This is a genomic window from Streptacidiphilus sp. EB103A (assembly GCF_041261405.1).
Taxonomy (GTDB): Bacteria; Actinomycetota; Actinomycetes; order Streptomycetales; family Streptomycetaceae; genus Streptacidiphilus.
Genome location: NZ_JBGCAQ010000028.1, coordinates 100,641 through 118,512 on the forward strand (window position 1 = coordinate 100,641; position 17,872 = coordinate 118,512).

Below are 17,872 nucleotides of genomic sequence, written 5' to 3' on the forward strand. Positions count from 1 at the left end.
CCCCGACGTCAGCCCGCACTCCCGCCAGGAGGCGGAACGTCATCCCTACACTGTGAGCTGCCAGGCCGCACGTGCCGGCGAAAGAAGGAAGTGCGCGTGCCGAGCCTGGACCTGCTGGCCACATTCCTGGAGATCTACCGAGCAGGCTCCCTCTCCGCGGCCGCCCAGAGGCTGGGTGTGACACAGCCCGCAGTCACCGGGCAACTCGCCCGACTCGAGGAGCAGATCGGGGAGCCGCTCTTCGTCCGCTCCAGCAAAGGGGTCACCCCCACACCGCGCGCTGCAGCGCTCGCGACCCGGGTAAGCCTGCACCTGGACGGCCTCCGTGACGCCCTGGGCTCCACGGAGGCCGAGCCGGCGCTGCGCGGAACGGTACGGATCGGTGGCGCGGCCGAGATCATGACCCTACGGGTGCTGCCCGCGCTCGCCCCGCTCACCGGCCGCGGACTGTACCTCCACGCGACATTCGGCCTGGCCCAGTACCTTCTCACCGAACTGGCCGCAGACCGGCTGGACCTGGTCGTCTCCGCCATCCGGCCCACGCACCCCGCGATGCTCGCCGTTCCGTTCGTCGACGAGGAGTTTCTCCTCGTCGGCCCGCCGTCCCTGGCCCGCACCTTGGACACCGACCGGCTCGAAACCGCACCGGCCGACGCGCTGGCCGCGCTGCCGCTCGTCGCCTACGGGGAAGACCTGCCCATCCTGCGGCGTTACTGGCGCAGCGAGTTCGGCCACCGTCCCGCCAATCCCGTCGCCCTCGTCGCCCCCGACCTCCGCGCGGTCCTGGCTGCCGTCGAAGCGGGCGCGGGTATCTCGGCGCTGCCACGCTACATCGCCGAACCGGCCTTGGCCGCAGGCCGGGTCATCCAGCTCCACTCCCCCGAGGCGCCTCCGCTCAACACCATCTACCTCGCGGTACGCCGCGGCGCGCCGGCCAATCCGGCGCTCACCGTTGTGCGCGAGCGGCTCACTGACGCGGCAGCCGGATGGGGAGGACTCTAGGCGGGGGTGCCGGGCCACGGGGTGGTGGAGGACGTTGTGGGTGGCCCAGCGGGTGCGTAACAGGTCGCTCTGGGTGGCGAGTTCTCCGACCAGGTCGATCAGGGCCTGGTCGTGGGGGTCGCGTCCGGCTTCGGCACGCAGGATCGCGACGGTGCCGGCGGCCAGGCGTTCCCAGTCGGGGTAGTAGTCGGTGGCCGTGGTGATGCATCGCGCCCGCGCCCGGTGGGCGGTCATGGTGTGTCGCCGTGGATCAGGTACCCCTGGCCGCGCAGGGTCGTGATGACCGGCCTGGCGCCGGTGGGGTCGAGTTTGCGGCGCAGCCGGTGCATGTGGACCTCGACCACTGCCGGGCCGCCGTCGAAGGCGGTGTCCCAGCAGTGGTCGAGGAGTTCGGCCTTGGAGACGACCTGGCCCCTGCGTCGCAGCAGGTGTTCCAGCACGGCGGTCTCGCGGCTGCTGAGATCGAGCCGTGTGCCGTCCCGGGTCACGGTGCGGTTGGCGGGGTCCAGGGCGAGGCCGGCGGCGGTGAGCACGGCCGGCCTCGCCGCGAGCCCGCGCCGGGTCAGCGCCCTCAGGTGCGCGAGCAGGACCGGGTAGGAGAAGGGCTTGGCCAGGTAGTCGTCGGCTCCGCTGTCCAGCCCCTCGGCGTGGTCGAGGTCCTCGTCCATCGCGGTGAGCATCAGGATCGGGGTCCACAGGCCCTGCTCGCGCAGGCGCCGGCACACCTGGTAGCCGTCCAGGCCGGGCAGCATCACATCGAGGATGATCACGTCGTGGGGCGTCTCGCGGGCCTGCCACAGCCCGGCCGGACCGTTGTCCGCGACGTCCACGACGTACCCCTCGGCTTCGAGTCCCCAGGTCAGGGACTCGGCCATGGCCTGTTCGTCCTCGACCACCAGGACCCGCATCGCTCAGGCGTCCCTGGCCGGGACCGGGACCCGCTCCGGCTCCTGGGCAGCTCCCGCGGGAGTGAGGCGCAGCAGGCGGGTGGCCCAGTCGGGCAGCCACCAGTTCGCCCTGCCGAACAGCGACACCAGTGCCGGCAGCAGCAGCATCCGTACCACCACCGCGTCCAGCAGAACGCCGGCGGCCAGTCCCGCCGCGATCTGACGGACGGTGATGTCGTTGGCCGTCGACAGGGAGGCGAGCGCGAAGAACAGGATCAGTGCGGCGCTGGTGACCAGCCGACCGGTGCGGGAGATCCCCTCCACGATGCCGTCGTGGGTGGAGCCGGCGCGGTCGTAGCCCTCGCGGACCCGGGACAGGATGAACACCTCGTAGTCCATCGAGACACCGAACAGGAATCCGAAGATCAGCACCGGCGCGAAGCTGTCGACCACCCCGTAGGAGTTGGTTCCCCACAGGGCCTGCATCCCCCAGCCGTGCTGGAAGACGAGCACCAGGATTCCGTAGGACGCCGCCACCGACAGGGCGTTGAGGAGCACCGCCTTGGCCGGCAGCAGGATCGACTTCAGTCCTCGGGCCAGCAGGAGGAAGGTCACGACCGCCACGATCGCGAACAGCAGCGGGAACGCGCCGTAGGTGGAGTCGACCTGGTCGATGCTCAGCGCCCCTTCGCCGCCCACCAGGGCGCCCTTGGGCACGGTGTTCCGGATGTCGCCGAGGGAGGTGCCGCCCTGGGAGCTGCCGACCTCGTGCTGCGGGATCGCGATCACGATCGCACTGCCGCCGACCCGCCAGGACGCGTCGGTCGGGGTGACCGCGCCGTGCAGGCTGGACACCTTGTCCAGCGAGGTGACGATCGGGGCCGCGTCGACCGCCCGGGGCACCCAGACCGGGACGGCGGTCAGGGTGCCGCTGGGGAACCCGTTGGCCTCCAGGGCCTCCAGGCCGTCGGTGTAACTGCCGCTGCTGGCCAGTGCGCTGCTGGTGGGCTGGGAGATGTTGATCGTCGCGGCGACCCCGGCCAGCCCGCACAGGATGCCCAGGCCGACCACGGCCGCGGCCACCCGGTGCTTGATGACCCCGACGGACCACCTGGTCCAGAAGCGGCTGGCGCCGCGCGTGGAGCTGCGACGCGGCCAGTCGACCTTCGGGCCGATCTTGGACAGCACGACCGGCAGCAGGGTCAGCGCGACCAGCGTGGCCGTCGAGGGAATGAACAGACCCGAGATGCCGATGCCGCGCACCACGGAGTTCGGGACGACGATCAGCGCGAACAGGCCCAGCGAGGCGACCAGGCCGGAGAACCACACCGAGTGCCCGGCGCGCTTCATGGCCTCGCGCACCGCCTCGTCGTTGGACCGGCCCGCCGCCCGTTCCTCGCGCCAGCGGGTCACGATCAGCAGCGAGTAGTCGATGGAGAGCCCCAGCCCGAGCAGAGCCACGATGTACTGCACCGAGGGGCCGATCGGCGAGGAGGACGGCATCACGAACGTCAACCCGTAGATCAGCAGCTGCATCGTCAGCACCGAGACCAGCGCCATGATCAGCGGCAGGAACGCCAGGAACGACCCGAACACCCAGGCCAGCACCAGCAGCGCACCCAGCGCGCCGACCAGCAGTTCGCCCAGCACGCTGGAGTTGCCCGAGGTGGTGTTCCCCGCCGCCAGCGACTTCAGGCTGGTGCCGTGGACGGTCAGGTTCGGCGCCGCCGCCTTCGCCGCGCCGGTCAGTGCGTCGACGGCGGTGGTGTCCATGTCGTCACCGTCGTGCGGCGGGTAGGCCAACACGATCGTGCTGGTGCCACCCGTCCCCACCAGCGTCTGACTGCCCGTCGTGGCGTAGGACACGGTCCGCAGGGTGGGTGCCGCCTTGGCGACCGCCGCATCCACGGCCTTGAGCTCGGTCTGCACTCCGGGCGACTGCACGGTCTGACCGGACGGCAGATTCAGCACCAGCACACCGGGGTCCGAGGTGGCTCCCCCGTACTGCTTCGCGATCTGCTGGTCGGCCGTGTACGCGGCGCCACTGAGGTGGTTGCCGGACACCAGCCGGCCCGACACCGACGGCGCCAGCACGACGCCGACCACCGTGACCACGAGCCACAGCAACCCCACCAGCAGTCGATGTCGGGTCACCCACGTGCTCAGCGTGTCCATACGGTCCTCCAGGTAGCTCATGGCCGGACGGCCCCGTCAACTTCACGGCGGAAGCTACCGGGGGCTACCTTTCAGAACGCTTTCAGCGCGAGGGGCCCGCCGGTTGCCGGCGGGCCCCTCGGAAGGAGCGGTCAGTTGCGGTAGCTGCCGTTGCGGAACTCCTCGACCAGGGACGGGCGCGACGGGGACCAGCCCAGCTCGGTCCGGGCCCTGGTCGCGACGGCGGTCTGGTCGAGCAGGAGGACCTCGGCGAAGTAGTCGCCCAGCCGCGCCCGCGCCTCGTCGTCGGAACCGGGGACCGCTCCCGGGGCGCCGGCGGCGACGGCGGCGGCCTCGGTCAGCTCGGCCACCGTCGGGTTCTGACCGTTGCCGATCACGTAGTAGCCACGCGCCGACTCGTCCTCCAGAACGCGTCGGAAGACCTCCGCCAGGTCGGCCACGTGCACGGTGGACCAGTGCTGCCGCCCGGTGCCGACCATGACCAGTTTCCCGGCCTCGTCCCGGGGCGACCCGAGCAGCAGTCCGGGGATCCCTCCGCCGCCGTCGCCGTAGGCGACGCTGGAGACGATGACGGCCGTGCGCACGTCCTTCGCCTCCAGTGCCCGCCGCTCGATCGGTTCCTTCCAGGCCACCAGCGCGGGCGCGTCGAAGGCTGAGTCCTCGTCGATCGAGGAATTGGCGCCGTAGACCCACAGACCGCTGATCTGCAGGTAGGGCTTGCCGGTTCCGGCGTAGGCGTCGATCACCGCGTCGACGACGGCGGAGTCCAGGTCCGCGCTGGTGGCGTCCCCGGGACTGGCGGTGTGGACGGCCCCGTCCGCGTCGCCGAGCAGGCGCACGAGCGTCGCCCGGTCGTGGAGGTCGACCACGGCCGGGGTGGCGCCGCGCGCGGCGACCGCGTCCGCCTGGGCGGCATCACGGACGAGCGCGGTCACCTGGTGGCCGTGTTCGAGCAGTTCGGTGAGGACGTGGGATCCGACGAAGCCTGTTGCTCCGGTGAGTGCGATGTTCATGGCCGCTGGTCTCCTGTCTTGATGATGACGAGGTTCCAACTTGCTTGTTCAAGTTAACCCTAGACCTGCCCACAGGATCTGCCAAGTCAAGACCTCTCAATAACTTGAATATTCATGTTAATATAGGTAAACCCGGACTGGCCGAGAGGACGTGCCCCCATGAACACCACACAGACACCACTGGTCGACGTGCGCCGCGCCGGCGACCGGTCGGAGACCAGGCTCTCCTGGCTGCACGGCCGACACTCCTTCTGGGTGGGCGGCCGGCCCTACGATCCGGACAACACCCACCACGGCCTGCTGCTGGTCCACAACGAGGACGTCATCCGGCCGGGCACCGGCTTCGAGACCCATCCGCACCAGGACATGGAGATCGTCACCTGGGTACTGGAGGGATCGCTGGTGCACCAGGACTCGACCGGCAACTCCGGGGTCATCTACCCGGGCCTCGCCCAGCGGATGAGCGCCGGCACCGGCATCCAGCACTCGGAGAAGAACGACTCCTGGCGGCTCGGCGGTGCGCCGCACACCGACCCGGTCCACCTGGTCCAGATGTGGGTCGTGCCCGACGAGGCCGGCATCACGCCGGGCTACGAGCAGTTGGAGATCGACGGCGAGCTCCTCTCCGGCGGCCTGGTCACCGTCGCCTCCGGCATGGCCAAGCACGACGGCGCCGCCGCCATCCGCATCAGGAACCGTCATGCGGCCATGTACGCGGCCCGGCTGAACCCCGGACAGCCCGTGCAGCTGCCCGAGGCGCCGTACCTGCACCTGTTCGTCACCCGCGGTTCGGTCGACCTGGAAGGCGCCGGCCCGCTCGCCGCAGGCGACGCCGTGCGGTTCACGGCGACCGGCGGACAGCGGGTCAGCGCCTCCGAGCCCGCCGAAATCCTCGTCTGGGAGATGCATGCCGATCTCGCCGGCTGAGCGTCAGGTCCGACCGGACACCTTGAAGAGTCAAGCAACCACAAGGGATTGGTACTCTCGCAGAATGACCACGACCGAGCACTCGCCACAGACCGATGAGCAGGCAGACCTGTGGCTCACGCCGGGCGAGCTGACCTCGTGGCTGTCGGTGGTCCGCCTGATCACCAGGCTGCCCTGGGCCATCGACGGCCAGCTGCAGCGCGACGCCGACCTGAGCATGATCGAGTACATGGCCATGGCGATGCTCGCCGAGGCGCCGGAGTGGACCATGCGGATGAGCGAGCTGGCCGAGCGGACCAGCGCGTCGCTGTCGCGCCTGTCCCACCTGGCCAAGCGCCTGGAGTCCCGCGGCTACGTACGGCGTGAGCCGGACCCGACCGACGGGCGCTTCACCAACGCCATTCTGCTGCCGCCCGGGATGCACAAGCTGGAGGAGGCGGCGCCGGGCCATGTGGCTTTCGTGCGCCACCTGGTGATCGACAGCCTCTCCGCCGAGCGACTGCGCCGACTCGGCCAGGACGCCGAGCGGATCGTGCAGCGGATCGACTCGCCGGCGCGCTGACCCGGCCCCCGAAGGACCCCGCCGCAGATCGTGCGGCGGGGTCCTTTGCTGCAAGCCCCATTCACATGAACAGTCAAGTTAAAGCTGGCCACCTGGACGTCTCCTAGCAAGTCTTACGCACTCATATGACTTGAGTGTTAAAGTGATTTCAGTCGGATCAGCGACCCCGGCACCGGGGTGCAGAACCAAGGAGAGCGTCATGAACAAGCGGCAACGCATCGCCCTGGGAGCGGCCCTGGCCGCGGTCGCCGTCGGCGGCCTGACGGTCACGGGCTCCGCGGCCAACGCCCAGACGACCGGCACCCGGACAGCCGGCGCCCAAGCGGCCGACACCCAGAGCGTCGGCCGGGACTCCCGGGAGGTCCGGGCCAACGAGGCCGTGGTGGAGGCGTTCATGCGGGACGTCCTCGACGGACACCACGGCGACCACGCGCCGAAGTACCTGACCGCGGACATGAAATGGCATGGCGGGACGGTCGGCACCGTCGCCGGGCGCGACAACGTCACCGGCCTGATGACCGCGGTGGTGACCTCGCTGCCGGACCTGCACGCCTCCGTGCAGGACATCTTCGGCCAGGGCGACGAGGTCGTGGTCCGCCTGGTCGTGACCGGTACGCAGACCGGGCCCCTGCTGGGCATCCCCGCCAGCGGGCGAGCGGTGCGCTGGGACGCGACCGACCTCTACCGGCTGCACAACGGCAGGATCTCCGAGGAGTGGGCCGCCGAGGACTTCACCGCCTTCCTGGCCGACACCGGCACCTACAAGGCCCCCTGGATCCCGTAGGGGCGACGCCCCAGCAGCGGTCCGCTCCGGCGCATGTTCCCGGGGACGTGGGAAAGTCAAGCCCTCCTGCCATTGACAGGTATAGACCAATAGGGTTGAGTCTTCACCACGTCCCCGTTGAGAGCGCTTCCAAGGGGACGAAACCGTCCCCCATGACGTGCGGCCCCACCCGCACGAAGGAGTGACCCATGCCCCGACAGCGCCGCTTACTCGCGCTGCTTTCCGCCCTCGCCATCGCGTTCGGCGTCGCCGCCGTACTCCCCACGGCCTCCGCCGCCACGGTGAGCTGCGCGGCAGGATGGAGCTCGACGACCGTCTACACCAACGGGAACGTCGCCTCGTACAACAGCCACAACTGGCTCGCCCAGTGGTGGACCCAGAACGACACCCCCGGTGGATCCGCGGGCGTGTGGAAGGACCAGGGAGCCTGCGGAAGCGGGGGCACGACCACGCCGCCGACCACGCCGGCCAGCGGCTGCTCCTACCCCGCCTGGGTGGCCGGCACCTCGTACACGGCGGGGACGATCGTCCAGTACAGCAACGGCCTCTACTACCAGGCCACCCATGACAACCCGGGCTACGACCCGGTCATCAGCACCTGGTACTGGTCCCCGTACAGCTGCACCTCCGGCGGCGGCACCACCACACCGCCCGCCACCACCGGATTCCCGGTCAGCGAAGCCCAGTTCAACCAGATGTTCCCGAGCCGGAACTCCTTCTACACCTACAGCGGCCTGGTCACCGCGCTCAGCGCGTACCCCGCGTTCGCGGCCACCGGCAGCACCACCGTCCGGGCCCAGGAGGCCGCCGCGTTCCTGGCCAACGTCAGCCATGAGACCGGCGGGCTGGTCTACATCGTCGAGCAGAACACCGCCGACTGGGGCACCTACTGCCTCGCCTCCGAGCCCTACGGCTGCCCGGCCGGAACGTCCTCCTACTACGGCCGCGGCCCGCTGCAGTTGAGCTGGAACTTCAACTACAAGGCGGCCGGTGACGCCCTCGGGATCGACCTGCTCGACAGCCCGAGCCTGGTCGCGACCGATGCCGCGATCTCCTGGAAGACCGCCCTCTGGTACTGGGACACCCAGAACGGCCCCGGCACCATGACCGCGCACAACGCCATGGTCAACGGCGCCGGCTTCGGAGAGACGATCCGCAGCATCAACGGCAGCATCGAGTGCAACGGTCAGAACACCGCCGAGATGCAGGACCGGGTCACCAAGTACCAGTCCTACGCCGCGATCCTCGGGGTCTCGCCCGGCAGTAATCTCACCTGCTGAAGTCGGCCGGAGCGACGCCGTTTCCGCCCTCTCCGGGGCGGGGGCGGCGTCGTCCCGCGCGCAGGGGGTGGATGCTCGCTACGGTAAAGGGGACACAGCAGATCAACAGCTGACATTTCCCCTCGACGTGAGGATCGGCCCCCCATGAGCCTCAGTATCCGCAACCAGATCCCCGGCACCGTCACCTCGGTCACCCCCGGCGAGGTGATGGCCACGGTGCGGACCAGACTGACCGGCGGCCAGGACATCACCGCGGCCATCACCCTGGAAGCCGTCAAGGAACTCGGGCTGGCCGAGGGCACCGCGGTGCGCACCATGGTGAAGTCCACCGAGGTCTCGCTGGCCACCGGGCCGGTCACCGGTCTGAGCATCCGCAACCAGATCCCCGGCACCGTCTCCGAGGTCGCCACCGGCGGCGCGATGGCCACCGTCAAGATCGCGGTCGAGGGCGGCGAGATCACGGCGGCGATCACCAAGGACGCCGTCGCCGACCTCGGCCTCACCGTGGGCACCAGGGTCACCGCGCTGATCAAGTCCACCGAGGTCTCGCTGGCCACCGTCTGACGCGCCGACATTTCCCGGCTGTGCGGCATCTGCAAGGGCGGATGCCGCACAGCCCTTGCATATACCAGGCAATGACCCCCTGGGGTGCCGTACCCGCGATTCGATGCACCCGGCGGCGGGTACCTGCCTCTCAGCCGTACGGCGCGCGCGTCGAGAGGGGACCCCAGCCATGAGCCGTCCCACCCCTGCTGTCCGCCTGCACGGACACCTCGCCCAGCCCCGGGAACTGACGGTGGAGCAGCTGCGGGAGCTGCCCGCGCACCGGGCCGAGGTCAGCTTCGACTGCCGCACCAGCGGGCCGCAGCACCACGCCTTCGAGGGGCCGAAGCTCTGGGACGTGCTGCGGGCGGCCGGGCTGCACCTGGTGTCCGCGAACCGGAAGGGCCGGCTGGGGCATCTGATCACCATCACCGGCGCCGACGGGCACTTCGTGCTGCTGTCCTGGGCCGAGATCGACCCCGAGTTCAGCGGCCAGCAGATCCTGCTGGCCACCAGGATCGACTCCCGTCCGCTCGACGCCGCCGGACCGCAGCTCGTCGTCCCCACCGACGTGTGCGGCGCCCGCTACATCAGCGGCATCACCGCCGTGTGGGTCGGCCCCCTGCATGCCTGGCAACCCACCGCTGCTGTCCAGAGTCATCCCGACGGTCCCGGTCAGCGGGCGAGGACGCAGTCCCCGCACAACGCGCCGGCCCTGCCGGGAGCGGCGCGGTAGATCAGGCAGCAGCTGCGGCGCCGGAACCCGCTCCCGACGGTGGCGTCCGGCGCGTGGGTGCCGCGCAGGGCCGGCCGCGCCAGCAGCAGGCCGGCCGCGGCACGGGTCTCGGCAGCCAGGTCCGGACGGCCGCCGGCCAGGACGGTGGCGGCGCCGTTGACCGCGGAGGCGACGTTGCCCCAGAGGATTTTGGGCGAGACCGACAGCGCGGCTGTGGCCTGGACCAGGGCGCTCACCGGACCGTCGACGAGGTCGTCGGGTGTGCCGGGGGCGAAGGCGGCGGCGTCGAAGGAGAGCGGGAACGCTCCGCCCGGGACCGGCTGCCACCGGAGCAGCTCCAGGTCCGGCCGCGGCCAGGCGCCGGACAGCACGGCGACGGCCAGGGCCGGGGAGACCAGCCTGGCGGTCAGTCCCAGCTGGGTCACCGAGGCGGCCACGCGCAGTTCGACGGCGGCGGGGCTCTGCGCTCCGGCTGCGGCGAGGCGGGTCCGCACACCGTCCGCGCGTTCGCGCAGCAGCCGCGGGTCCTCGACCAGGGTGCGCAGCTCCTGCCACGGCGGGCGGGCGGGTGCGTCCCCGTGGTGGCTGTGCAGGGCGAAGAACGGCCCGAGGGCCGCGAGCTGGTCGAGCATCGCGAACATGAGCACAGTCTCCCTGGCTGGAAATACGCGGAAAGGTAAGGTTTCGGAAATTGCCGAGCCATCCCCTGCACTATGGGGATCACAGGTTCGAAGTTCCCAGGGAGTGTTTATGGCAGGCCGACCCGAGCGCCGACCGCAGCAGACCCACCGTGGCCGGGTGGAGCGCGTCGAGCGGCTCACGCCGCACATGATCCGGGTCGTCCTCGGCGGCGAGGGCCTCGCGGCCTTCGCCACCAGGGGGCTCACCGACCATTACATCAAGATCCAGTTCCCGCGCCCGGGCGTGGTCTATCCGGAGCCCTTCGACCCGGCGCTGATCCGCGCCGAACTGCCGCGCGAGGACTGGCCGGTGACCCGTACCTACACCGTGCGGCGCTGGGACGCGGAGACGGGCGAGCTGACGGTGGACTTCGTCCACCACGGCGACGAGGGAGTGGCCGGGCCCTGGGCCGCGCGGGCACAGCCCGGCGACGAGATCCACTTCGGCGGACCCGGCGGCGGCTACGCCCCCTCCCCCGACGCCGACTGGCACCTGCTGGTCGGCGACGAGAGCGCGCTGCCCGCCATCGCCGCCGCCCTGGAGCAGCTGCCCGAGGGGGCCAGGGCGCATGTCTTCGTCGAGGTGGCCGGTCCCGAGGAGGAGCAGAAGCTGCCCACCCCGGCCGACGCCGAGATCACCTGGCTGCACCGGGGCGAGGGACGGATCGGCGAGGCCCTGGTCCGCGCCGTCTCCGGGCTCGACTTCCCGACCGGCCTGCCCGAGGCGTTCGTGCACGGCGAGGCCGGCTTCGTCAAGGAGCTGCGCCGACTGCTGCGGGTCGAGCGCAGCATCCCGATGGACCGGCTCTCCATCTCCGGCTACTGGCGCACCGGTCAGGACGAGGACGGCTGGCAGTCGACGAAGCGGGAGTGGAACCGCAGCGTCGAGGAGGAGCAGGGGAGCTGAGGCCCCACGGCGGCGCGGTTCGTCACCCGTGGGCGGTGGCCGACTCGGCGCCCACACCTGCCGTCTTGACGGCGGATGACCCGAGCGAGTCGAGCAGCGCGGCCGTCCGGGCGTCGGTGAGCCGGTAGCGGACCACGCGGCCGTCCTTGTCCGGGGTGACCGTGCCCGAGGCGCGCAGCAGCCGCAGCATCTGCGAGACCGCGGTGTCGGAGATCCCGGTGGCGATGGCCAGGTCGGTGACGGCGATCGGGCCGCCGTGGTGGACCGCCAGCAGCAGGGTGAGCCGGCCGGGCTCGCCCAGCAGCGCGAACCTGGCCGACCATTCGGCGACCCGGGCGGCGTCGCCGATGCCCTCGATGGCGTCGCAGACGGTGTGCTCGTCGATGGTGCGCCGGTGCGCGCGCTCCTCGGGAACCAGATGCATGCGCCCACTTCACCTCAGAGTCCGAGTGAGATGCAACACCTGCACAGCTGTGCAGGCTTGATGATGTGGTCCCCGCACCCCTACGGTGGTTCAGCCGTGGTGTTCGGGAAGACCGGTGAAGGGCCCTCAGGGGCCCCAGACCGGAGCGGCCCTCGCCACTGTGATCGGGAAATCTCCGCACCGTGCCTGTTCCTCCGCCGAGGAGCCGGCGGCCACTGGGCGCGCTCGCGTGCCTGGGAAGGCCGGGTGCTGGAGGTGTTCGCACCCGTCAGCCAGGAGACCGGCCACGGCACCGCACGACTTACTGTCCACGAGGTGCTGGAGAGGCTGCCCTGCTATGACCCTGCCCGAAAACCCCGTCATACCCGTGAACCCCGTCATACCCGTGCTCCGCTGGGAGCGCAGGGACTGGATCCGCACCGGCGGGCTGATGGCGGTGATCGCCGCGCTCCATGTCGTCGCCTTCGGCATCCTGGCCGTCATGGTCGCCCCGCACCACTACACCGTCGGCAAGCAGGTCTTCGGCCTCGGCCTCGGCGTCACCGCCTACACCCTGGGCATGCGGCACGCCTTCGACGCGGACCACATCGCCGCCATCGACAACACCACCCGCAAGCTGATGGCCGACGGCAAGCGCCCCATCTCGGTCGGCTTCTGGTTCGCGCTGGGCCACTCCAGCATCGTGGTGCTCCTGGCCGCTGGCATCGCCGCCGGAGCCCGGTTCGCCGGGGCCGTGACCAATGACTCCTCCAGCACCCACCAGGCCCTGGGCGTGGTCAGCACCAGCGTCTCCGGCGGCTTCCTCTACCTGATCGCCGCGCTCAACCTGGTCTCCCTGTTCGGCATCAACCGGGTGTTCCGGGCGATGCGCCAAGGACAGTTCGACGAACACGAGTTGGAGAAGCACCTGGACAGCCGCGGTTTCATGAACCGCATCCTGGGCCGGCTCACCAAATCGATCACCCGCCCTGGCCAGATGTTCCTGATCGGCCTGCTGTTCGGCATCGGCTTCGACACCGCCACCGAGGTCACCCTGATGGTGATGGCCGGCTCCGGCGCCGCGGCCGGCCTCCCCTGGTACGCCATCCTGTGCCTGCCGCTGCTGTTCGCCGCCGGGATGAGCCTGTTCGACACCCTCGACGGCACCTTCATGAACTTCGCCTACCACTGGGCGTTCTCCAACCCGGTGCGCAAGGTCTACTACAACCTCGCCATCACCGGCCTCTCGGTCGCCGTGGCGTTCCTGATCGGCACGATCGAGCTGGTCGGTGTGGTCCACGACCAGCTCGGTCTCGACGACCCGGTCAGCAACTGGATCTCCGGCGTCAACCTCAACAACGTCGGCTTCGTCATCGTCGGACTGTTCGTGGCGGTCTGGGCCTGCGCCCTGGCCTACTGGCGGCTGGCCAGGGTGGAGCACCGCTGGGGGAACCAGGCCTGACCCGTCGCGGCCGTCCCGGCGGCGCACGGCGCCCGGGACCGACCGATGTGACCGGATTCGGTACCGCCCGGACCCTTGACTCACAGGTACGCCTTCTTGACGTCGCGCCCGCGGCACGCTGGGATTCGTGGCAGTCATTGCAGACTATGTCAGGTCCATGGCGTGACAGGGCGCGGCGGGGGTACTCAGGAGGACGGACGGTTCCATGCAACCAGCACCGAGCGGCAGCACACCCCCGATCGGCCGCGGCCTGCTCCTCACCGAGGCCCGTGGCGCGCTGCGGCCTGACCGAGGGCTGCTGCTCACCGGTCCGGCGGGGATCGGCAAGAGCGCGGTCCTGGACGTCCTCGCCGCGGAGGCCGCCGCGGCGGGAATGCTGGTCCTGCGCAGCGCGCCGATCCCGGAGGAGTCGGTGCTCCCCTATGCCGCCCTGTCCGACCTGCTGTCCTGCGTGCCCGCCGACCTCCTGGCCCAGTACCCGCCGCTGCTGCTCCGCACCCAGCCCGGCACCGCCCAGGAGCGGCTGGCCCTGCACACGGCCGCGGTCCGACTGCTGCGCACCCTGTCCGCGGACGCGTCCGTGCTGCTCGTCCTGGACGGGCTCCAGGACCTCGACCTGCCCAGCGCCGCGCTGCTCTCCTTCCTGACCCGCCGGGCCGGCACCCTGGCCGTCACCGTGGCCGCCGCCGAACGGACCGGCTCAGGCGAATCGGCCCTGCGCAACCGGCTCTGCCCGCCGACCGTGGTCGAACTGGCCGTCCCCCCGCTCCCCGACGACGCGATCGAGGAACTGATAGCCCGTCAGGGATCGCTCCCGCCGGTCCGCGAGCTGCGCCGGATCCAGCAGCTCAGCGCCGGGAACCCGTTCTACGCCCGGGAATTGGCCCTGGCCGCAGGCAATCGTCCACAGCCCGGCGGCCGGTGGGCCGAGGAGGAGCCGCCGGTCCCGCGGCGGCTGCGCAACCTGCTGCTCGCGCCGACCCGCGCGCTGCCGCCGCAGTCCCGGTCCGCACTGCTGCTGGTCGCCTGCTCGCCGCAGCCCACGCTCGGCCTGCTGCACGCCGCCGGCGTCGCCGACCCGGTCGCCGCGCTGGCCGAGGCCGAGCGTCTGGGCCTGGTCTCGGTCTCGGCCCACGGCCGGGTACGGCTGCGGCACCCGCTGCTCGGCGCGGCGCTGCAGGCCGAGGCGCTGCTCCGGGAGCGGATCGCGGTCCACACCGCCCTCGCCGAGGCCACCGCGGAACCCGTCGCCCGGGCCCGGCACCTCGCGCAGGCCCACCCACGGGAGGACGCCCAGGTCGCCGCCGCCCTCGCCGCGGCCGCCGACGTGGCCCGGCACCGCGGCGAACCCGACACCGCGTACGAGCTCACCGCCCTCGCCGCCGAGCACACTCCCGCCGCCGACCCGCGGCGGCGCACCGCGCGCCTGCTCGCCGCCGCGGCCCACGCCGCCGACGCGGGGCTGCACGAGGACGCCCGCAGATCCGCCGCCGGAGTGCTCACCGACTCCGCCGACCCGGCCCAGCGGGTCCGGGCCCGGATGATCCTGCTGGAGACGGTCGGGCAGGCGCTGGACGAGGCCGGCGGCCTGATCCAGGGCGGCCTCGCCGACGCCGGGGACGACCCGTCGCTGCTGGCCCCGCTCTACTTCTGGTCCGCCGTCCGGGAGTTGCTCGGCGGTCGGACCGGCACCGCCGCGGCGGAGGCCCAGCGGGCCGCCGCCCTCGCCTTCACCGCGGAGGACCGGGCCACCCGGGTGGAGGCCCTGGGCCTGGTCGCGACCGTGCAGGGACTGCGCGGAAACCCGGTCGCCGCCGACGCGGCGCTGGAACTGGCGCTGCAGCTGGCCGCGGCCGAGCAGAGCGCCAGCCTGCTGCGCCGGCTGGCCCTGGCCCAGCTGGACGCCGACCAGGTGCCCCAGGCCCGGCGCCGGGTCACCGCCCTGCTGGACCCCGGGGCCGGGGCCGAGGGCGTGGAGGACACCCTGGCCACCCTGGTCGCGCTGGTCCGGATCCAGACCCGGGCCGGGGAGTGCCGACAGGCCCTGACCACCGCCGAACGCTGCACCGCCCTGGTCGCCGACGCCGGCCAGCCCTCCCCCCTCGCCGCCTACGCGGCCGCGCTGGCCGAGACCGCCGGCGGCAGCACCACCCGGGCGGCCGAGCTGGCCCAGCGCGCCGTCGACGGCTGCGCGGCCGCCGGCGACCGGCTGTACCAGGTCCGCGCGCTGGGAGCGCTGGGCTCCGCGCTGCTGCTGCCCGGCGGCGCCGAGGGCGCCGCCCGGGCCGGCGAGGCGCTGCAGCGAGCCCGGGAGCTGAGCGAGGCCATGGAGCTGGCCGACCCCGACACGGTCCGCCGGCTCGCCGACCTGGTGGAGGCGCTGCTGCAGTCCGGCGAGACCGCGGAGGCCCGCGCCGTGCTCGCGGAGGCCCGCCGGCTCACCGACGCCTGGCCCGCCCCCTGGGGCGCGGGCGCGGTGGCGGCGCTGGACCGCGCCGAGGGCCTGGCGCTGGCCGCGCTGGGACGCACCGAGCCGGCCATCGCCGCGCTGCGCGTCTCCGCCTCCCGGCTCCAGGACCTCCCGCTCCCGCTCGAACTGGCCCGCACCCTGATCGCCTGGGGAGCCGTCGAACGCCGGGCCCGGCACCGCGCGGCGGCCCGCGCCGTCCTGGACCAGGCCGGGGCGATCTGCCGGACGCTGCGCGCCGAGCCGCTGCTGCTGCGGATCCAGCAGGAGCGCGAACGCCTGGAACCGGGCGACCGGGCCTGCGCGGTGGACGACCTGACGGCCAGTGAGCACCGCGTCGCCGAACTGGTGGCCGGCGGCGCCACCAACCGCGAGGTCGCCGCGGCGCTCTTCGTCAGCATCAAGACCGTCGAGGGCACCCTCTCCCGCGTCTACCGCAAACTGGGCGTTCGCTCCCGAACCGCCCTCGCCCGCGCCGTCGTCGCCGTCAGCCCCACCGGCCCCCCACCGGCAGAAGCCTTCACCCAACGGGCCAGAGTCGTCCCACTGATGTGAGGAGGCCGGGCCGCGTGAACACAATGCGCAAAACTACGGCTTAAGAACTTAATGGCGAGTTAAACACGAAACATGGATGTCATCTGCGCGCCGTCCTAACTTCAGAGTCCTCAACGGCGAGGACGAAAGGAGACGGACGTGACGGCAGCACGCAGTGACCAGGCGGTCGGCCCGGCGCCCGATCCGGGCGCCAAGGCGCCGGGACGCGAGGATGCCCGCATTGAACTGTCCGGTGTGACCAGGAGATTCACCTCACCGGCGGGGAAGGTGTTCACCGCGCTCCGCGAGGTGAACTTCACCGTCGAACCCGGTCAGTTCTGTGCGGTGGTGGGACCGACCGGCTGTGGCAAGTCGACGACCCTGGGCATGGTGGCCGGGTTGGACCGGCCCAGCGCCGGGACCGTCCGCGTCGGCGGCCGGGAGGTCGACGGGATCACCGACGGCGTCAGCTTCATGTTCCAGCAGGACGCCCTGCTGCCCTGGAAGACGGTGCTCGCCAATGTGGCGCTCGGCCCGGTGTTCCGCGGGGTCGGCAAGAAGGAAGCCCAGGCCAAGGCCAGGGACTGGCTCGGCCGGGTGGGCCTGCGCGGCTTCGAGGACCACCACCCGCACCAGCTCTCCGGCGGTATGCGCAAGCGCGTCGCCATGGCTGCCGCGCTCATCAACGAGCCGTCGATCCTGCTGATGGACGAGCCCTTCGGCGCCCTGGACGTGCAGACCAAGGCGATCATGTCGAACGAGCTGCTCGGCCTGTGGGAGGAGACCAAGCCCTCCGTCCTGTTCATCACCCATGACCTGGAGGAGGCCGTCGCCCTCTCCGACCGCGTGGTCGTGATGACCTCGGGGCCCGGCACGATCAAGGGCGTCTACGACATCGACCTGCCGCGCCCGCGCGGCGCGGTGCAGGAGATCCGCTTCGACCCGCGCTTCCTCGAACTCCACCACCAGATCTGGGAGTCGCTCAAGGACGAGGTGCAGCGCGCCTACGCGCTCACCGGCGGTACCTCTGCTGCTTCCGAGTCGGAGGGAGACCACTGATGTCCACCACATCCGAGCCCCGGGAGCGGGAGATGCAGACCCCCGACCAAGTTCGCTCCGTCCTGCAGTCCGAGATCGCCGCCGACGAGGCCACCGTCAAGGCCAGGGCGCTGCGGCAGGCCCGCACCCGCAAGATCCAGGTCAACGTCAGCCGGGTACTGCTGGGCGTGGTCATCATCGGCGGCTGGCAGCTGTTCGCCCAGTGGAAGATCATCGACCCGTTCTTCTTCGGCCAGCCGTCCGGCATCGTCAGGCAGCTGATCGACTGGTTCCAGCACGGCACCTCGTTCGGCTCCATCTGGACGCAGATCGGCGTCACCATGGAGGAGGCCCTGCTGGGCTTCGTCTACGGCGTCGGCGGCGGCGTGGTGCTGGGCGTGCTGCTCGGCCAGGTGCGCTTCCTGGCCGATGTGATCGGGCCGTACATCAAGATCGTGAACGCCGTCCCGCG

The 17,872-nt window shown here is 71.4% G+C and carries 16 protein-coding genes, 2 pseudogenes and 1 riboswitch; of the genes and pseudogenes, 12 read left to right on the top strand and 6 right to left on the bottom strand.

The genetic code is table 11. The annotated features are described in order from the left end of the window. The first annotated feature begins 96 nt into the window (after positions 1–96). On the top strand, positions 97–1,002 hold the full coding sequence (locus ABH941_RS36180) for a LysR family transcriptional regulator (protein WP_370134625.1): 906 nt from the start codon (positions 97–99) through the stop codon (positions 1,000–1,002). Between the two features lie 24 nt (positions 1,003–1,026). Here the strand turns inward: ABH941_RS36180 and ABH941_RS36185 are convergent. The 4 genes and pseudogenes from ABH941_RS36185 to ABH941_RS36200 form a co-directional block, all read right to left on the bottom strand. Continuing rightward, a pseudogene (locus ABH941_RS36185) lies at positions 1,027–1,236 on the bottom strand (transcriptional regulator); the annotation flags it as partial. After that, positions 1,233–1,910 (bottom strand): response regulator transcription factor, encoded by a 678-nt coding sequence (locus ABH941_RS36190; protein WP_370134629.1) that lies wholly within the window; start codon positions 1,908–1,910, stop codon positions 1,233–1,235. The gene ABH941_RS36190 and the pseudogene ABH941_RS36185, both read right to left, overlap by 4 nt. 3 nt (positions 1,911–1,913) lie before the next feature. Next, a complete protein-coding gene (locus tag ABH941_RS36195) occupies positions 1,914–4,043 on the bottom strand; it encodes an MMPL family transporter (RefSeq protein ID WP_370134632.1) in 2,130 nt (709 codons plus the stop codon). Positions 4,044–4,195: 152 nt separating this feature from the next. Continuing rightward, positions 4,196–5,077 (bottom strand): NAD-dependent epimerase/dehydratase family protein, encoded by an 882-nt coding sequence (locus ABH941_RS36200; protein ID WP_370134636.1) that lies wholly within the window; start codon positions 5,075–5,077, stop codon positions 4,196–4,198. Between the two features lie 159 nt (positions 5,078–5,236). Here ABH941_RS36200 and ABH941_RS36205 point away from each other — a divergent pair, with 159 nt between their 5' ends. The 6 genes from ABH941_RS36205 to ABH941_RS36230 all read left to right on the top strand — a co-directional run bounded on the left by ABH941_RS36205 (position 5,237) and on the right by ABH941_RS36230 (position 9,909). Further along, positions 5,237–6,004, top strand: a complete 768-nt coding sequence (locus ABH941_RS36205) for a pirin family protein (RefSeq protein WP_370134638.1) — start codon at positions 5,237–5,239, stop codon at positions 6,002–6,004. A gap of 64 nt (positions 6,005–6,068) precedes the next feature. Continuing rightward, positions 6,069–6,566: a MarR family winged helix-turn-helix transcriptional regulator gene (locus ABH941_RS36210; protein ID WP_370134641.1), complete on the top strand. Its 498-nt coding sequence runs from the start codon at positions 6,069–6,071 to the stop codon at positions 6,564–6,566. A 199-nt stretch (positions 6,567–6,765) separates the two neighbouring features. Next, positions 6,766–7,350, top strand: a complete 585-nt coding sequence (locus ABH941_RS36215; protein WP_370134644.1) for an ester cyclase — start codon at positions 6,766–6,768, stop codon at positions 7,348–7,350. Between the two features lie 188 nt (positions 7,351–7,538). Continuing rightward, the gene (locus ABH941_RS36220) at positions 7,539–8,630 is read left to right on the top strand and encodes a glycoside hydrolase family 19 protein (protein ID WP_370134647.1); all 1,092 of its coding nucleotides are present in this window, start codon (positions 7,539–7,541) and stop codon (positions 8,628–8,630) included. Between the two features lie 144 nt (positions 8,631–8,774). Then, entirely contained in the window at positions 8,775–9,194 is a 420-nt protein-coding gene (locus tag ABH941_RS36225; protein WP_370134650.1) for a molybdopterin-binding protein, read from the top strand. Positions 9,195–9,363: 169 nt separating this feature from the next. Continuing rightward, a complete protein-coding gene (locus ABH941_RS36230) occupies positions 9,364–9,909 on the top strand; it encodes a hypothetical protein (RefSeq protein ID WP_370134653.1) in 546 nt (181 codons plus the stop codon). Here ABH941_RS36230 and ABH941_RS36235 read toward each other — a convergent pair. Next, positions 9,849–10,550, bottom strand: coding sequence for a (2Fe-2S)-binding protein (locus ABH941_RS36235; protein ID WP_370134656.1), 702 nt, complete (start codon positions 10,548–10,550; stop codon positions 9,849–9,851). The two genes, ABH941_RS36230 and ABH941_RS36235, sit on opposite strands and share 61 nt — an antisense overlap. 109 nt (positions 10,551–10,659) lie before the next feature. On the opposite strand from ABH941_RS36235, the gene ABH941_RS36240 reads away from it, so the two are divergent. Then, complete coding sequence (locus ABH941_RS36240; protein WP_370134658.1) at positions 10,660–11,496, top strand: siderophore-interacting protein; 837 nt, start codon at positions 10,660–10,662, stop codon at positions 11,494–11,496. A gap of 22 nt (positions 11,497–11,518) precedes the next feature. On the opposite strand, the gene ABH941_RS36245 is transcribed toward ABH941_RS36240, so the two are convergent. Continuing rightward, entirely contained in the window at positions 11,519–11,920 is a 402-nt protein-coding gene (locus ABH941_RS36245) for an ArsR/SmtB family transcription factor (RefSeq protein WP_370134660.1), read from the bottom strand. A gap of 80 nt (positions 11,921–12,000) precedes the next feature. Next, positions 12,001–12,224: riboswitch (cobalamin riboswitch) on the top strand. 33 nt (positions 12,225–12,257) lie between these two features. On the opposite strand from ABH941_RS36245, the gene ABH941_RS36250 reads away from it, so the two are divergent. From ABH941_RS36250 to ABH941_RS36265, 4 genes and pseudogenes are all read left to right on the top strand, one after another. Further along, positions 12,258–13,361, top strand: a complete 1,104-nt coding sequence (locus tag ABH941_RS36250; RefSeq protein ID WP_370134663.1) for a HoxN/HupN/NixA family nickel/cobalt transporter — start codon at positions 12,258–12,260, stop codon at positions 13,359–13,361. A 205-nt stretch (positions 13,362–13,566) separates the two neighbouring features. Continuing rightward, positions 13,567–16,383 carry an AAA family ATPase gene (locus tag ABH941_RS36255; protein ID WP_370134666.1) on the top strand — a complete coding sequence of 939 codons (2,817 nt, stop codon included), beginning with the start codon at positions 13,567–13,569 and terminating at the stop codon, positions 16,381–16,383. 219 nt (positions 16,384–16,602) lie between these two features. Further along, positions 16,603–17,421 carry an ABC transporter ATP-binding protein gene (locus ABH941_RS36260; RefSeq protein WP_370134683.1) on the top strand — a complete coding sequence of 273 codons (819 nt, stop codon included), beginning with the start codon at positions 16,603–16,605 and terminating at the stop codon, positions 17,419–17,421. After that, positions 17,421–17,872 (top strand): annotated as a pseudogene (locus ABH941_RS36265) (ABC transporter permease); the annotation flags it as partial. The gene ABH941_RS36260 and the pseudogene ABH941_RS36265, both read left to right, overlap by 1 nt.

What these genes read in the sequence shown, in the direction of transcription:
- ABH941_RS36220 (WP_370134647.1), top strand. Translation starts at nt 7,539, where the DNA reads ATGCCCCGACAGCGCCGCTTACTCGCGCTGCTTTCCGCCCTCGCCATC.
- ABH941_RS36225 (WP_370134650.1), top strand. Translation starts at nt 8,775, where the DNA reads ATGAGCCTCAGTATCCGCAACCAGATCCCCGGCACCGTCACCTCGGTC.
- ABH941_RS36210 (WP_370134641.1), top strand. Translation starts at nt 6,069, where the DNA reads ATGACCACGACCGAGCACTCGCCACAGACCGATGAGCAGGCAGACCTG.
- ABH941_RS36240 (WP_370134658.1), top strand. Translation starts at nt 10,660, where the DNA reads ATGGCAGGCCGACCCGAGCGCCGACCGCAGCAGACCCACCGTGGCCGG.
- ABH941_RS36200 (WP_370134636.1), bottom strand. Translation starts at nt 5,077, where the DNA reads ATGAACATCGCACTCACCGGAGCAACAGGCTTCGTCGGATCCCACGTC.
- ABH941_RS36190 (WP_370134629.1), bottom strand. Translation starts at nt 1,910, where the DNA reads ATGCGGGTCCTGGTGGTCGAGGACGAACAGGCCATGGCCGAGTCCCTG.
- ABH941_RS36205 (WP_370134638.1), top strand. Translation starts at nt 5,237, where the DNA reads ATGAACACCACACAGACACCACTGGTCGACGTGCGCCGCGCCGGCGAC.
- ABH941_RS36245 (WP_370134660.1), bottom strand. Translation starts at nt 11,920, where the DNA reads ATGCATCTGGTTCCCGAGGAGCGCGCGCACCGGCGCACCATCGACGAG.
- ABH941_RS36235 (WP_370134656.1), bottom strand. Translation starts at nt 10,550, where the DNA reads ATGTTCGCGATGCTCGACCAGCTCGCGGCCCTCGGGCCGTTCTTCGCC.
- ABH941_RS36250 (WP_370134663.1), top strand. Translation starts at nt 12,258, where the DNA reads ATGACCCTGCCCGAAAACCCCGTCATACCCGTGAACCCCGTCATACCC.
- ABH941_RS36230 (WP_370134653.1), top strand. Translation starts at nt 9,364, where the DNA reads ATGAGCCGTCCCACCCCTGCTGTCCGCCTGCACGGACACCTCGCCCAG.
- ABH941_RS36255 (WP_370134666.1), top strand. Translation starts at nt 13,567, where the DNA reads ATGCAACCAGCACCGAGCGGCAGCACACCCCCGATCGGCCGCGGCCTG.
- ABH941_RS36215 (WP_370134644.1), top strand. Translation starts at nt 6,766, where the DNA reads ATGAACAAGCGGCAACGCATCGCCCTGGGAGCGGCCCTGGCCGCGGTC.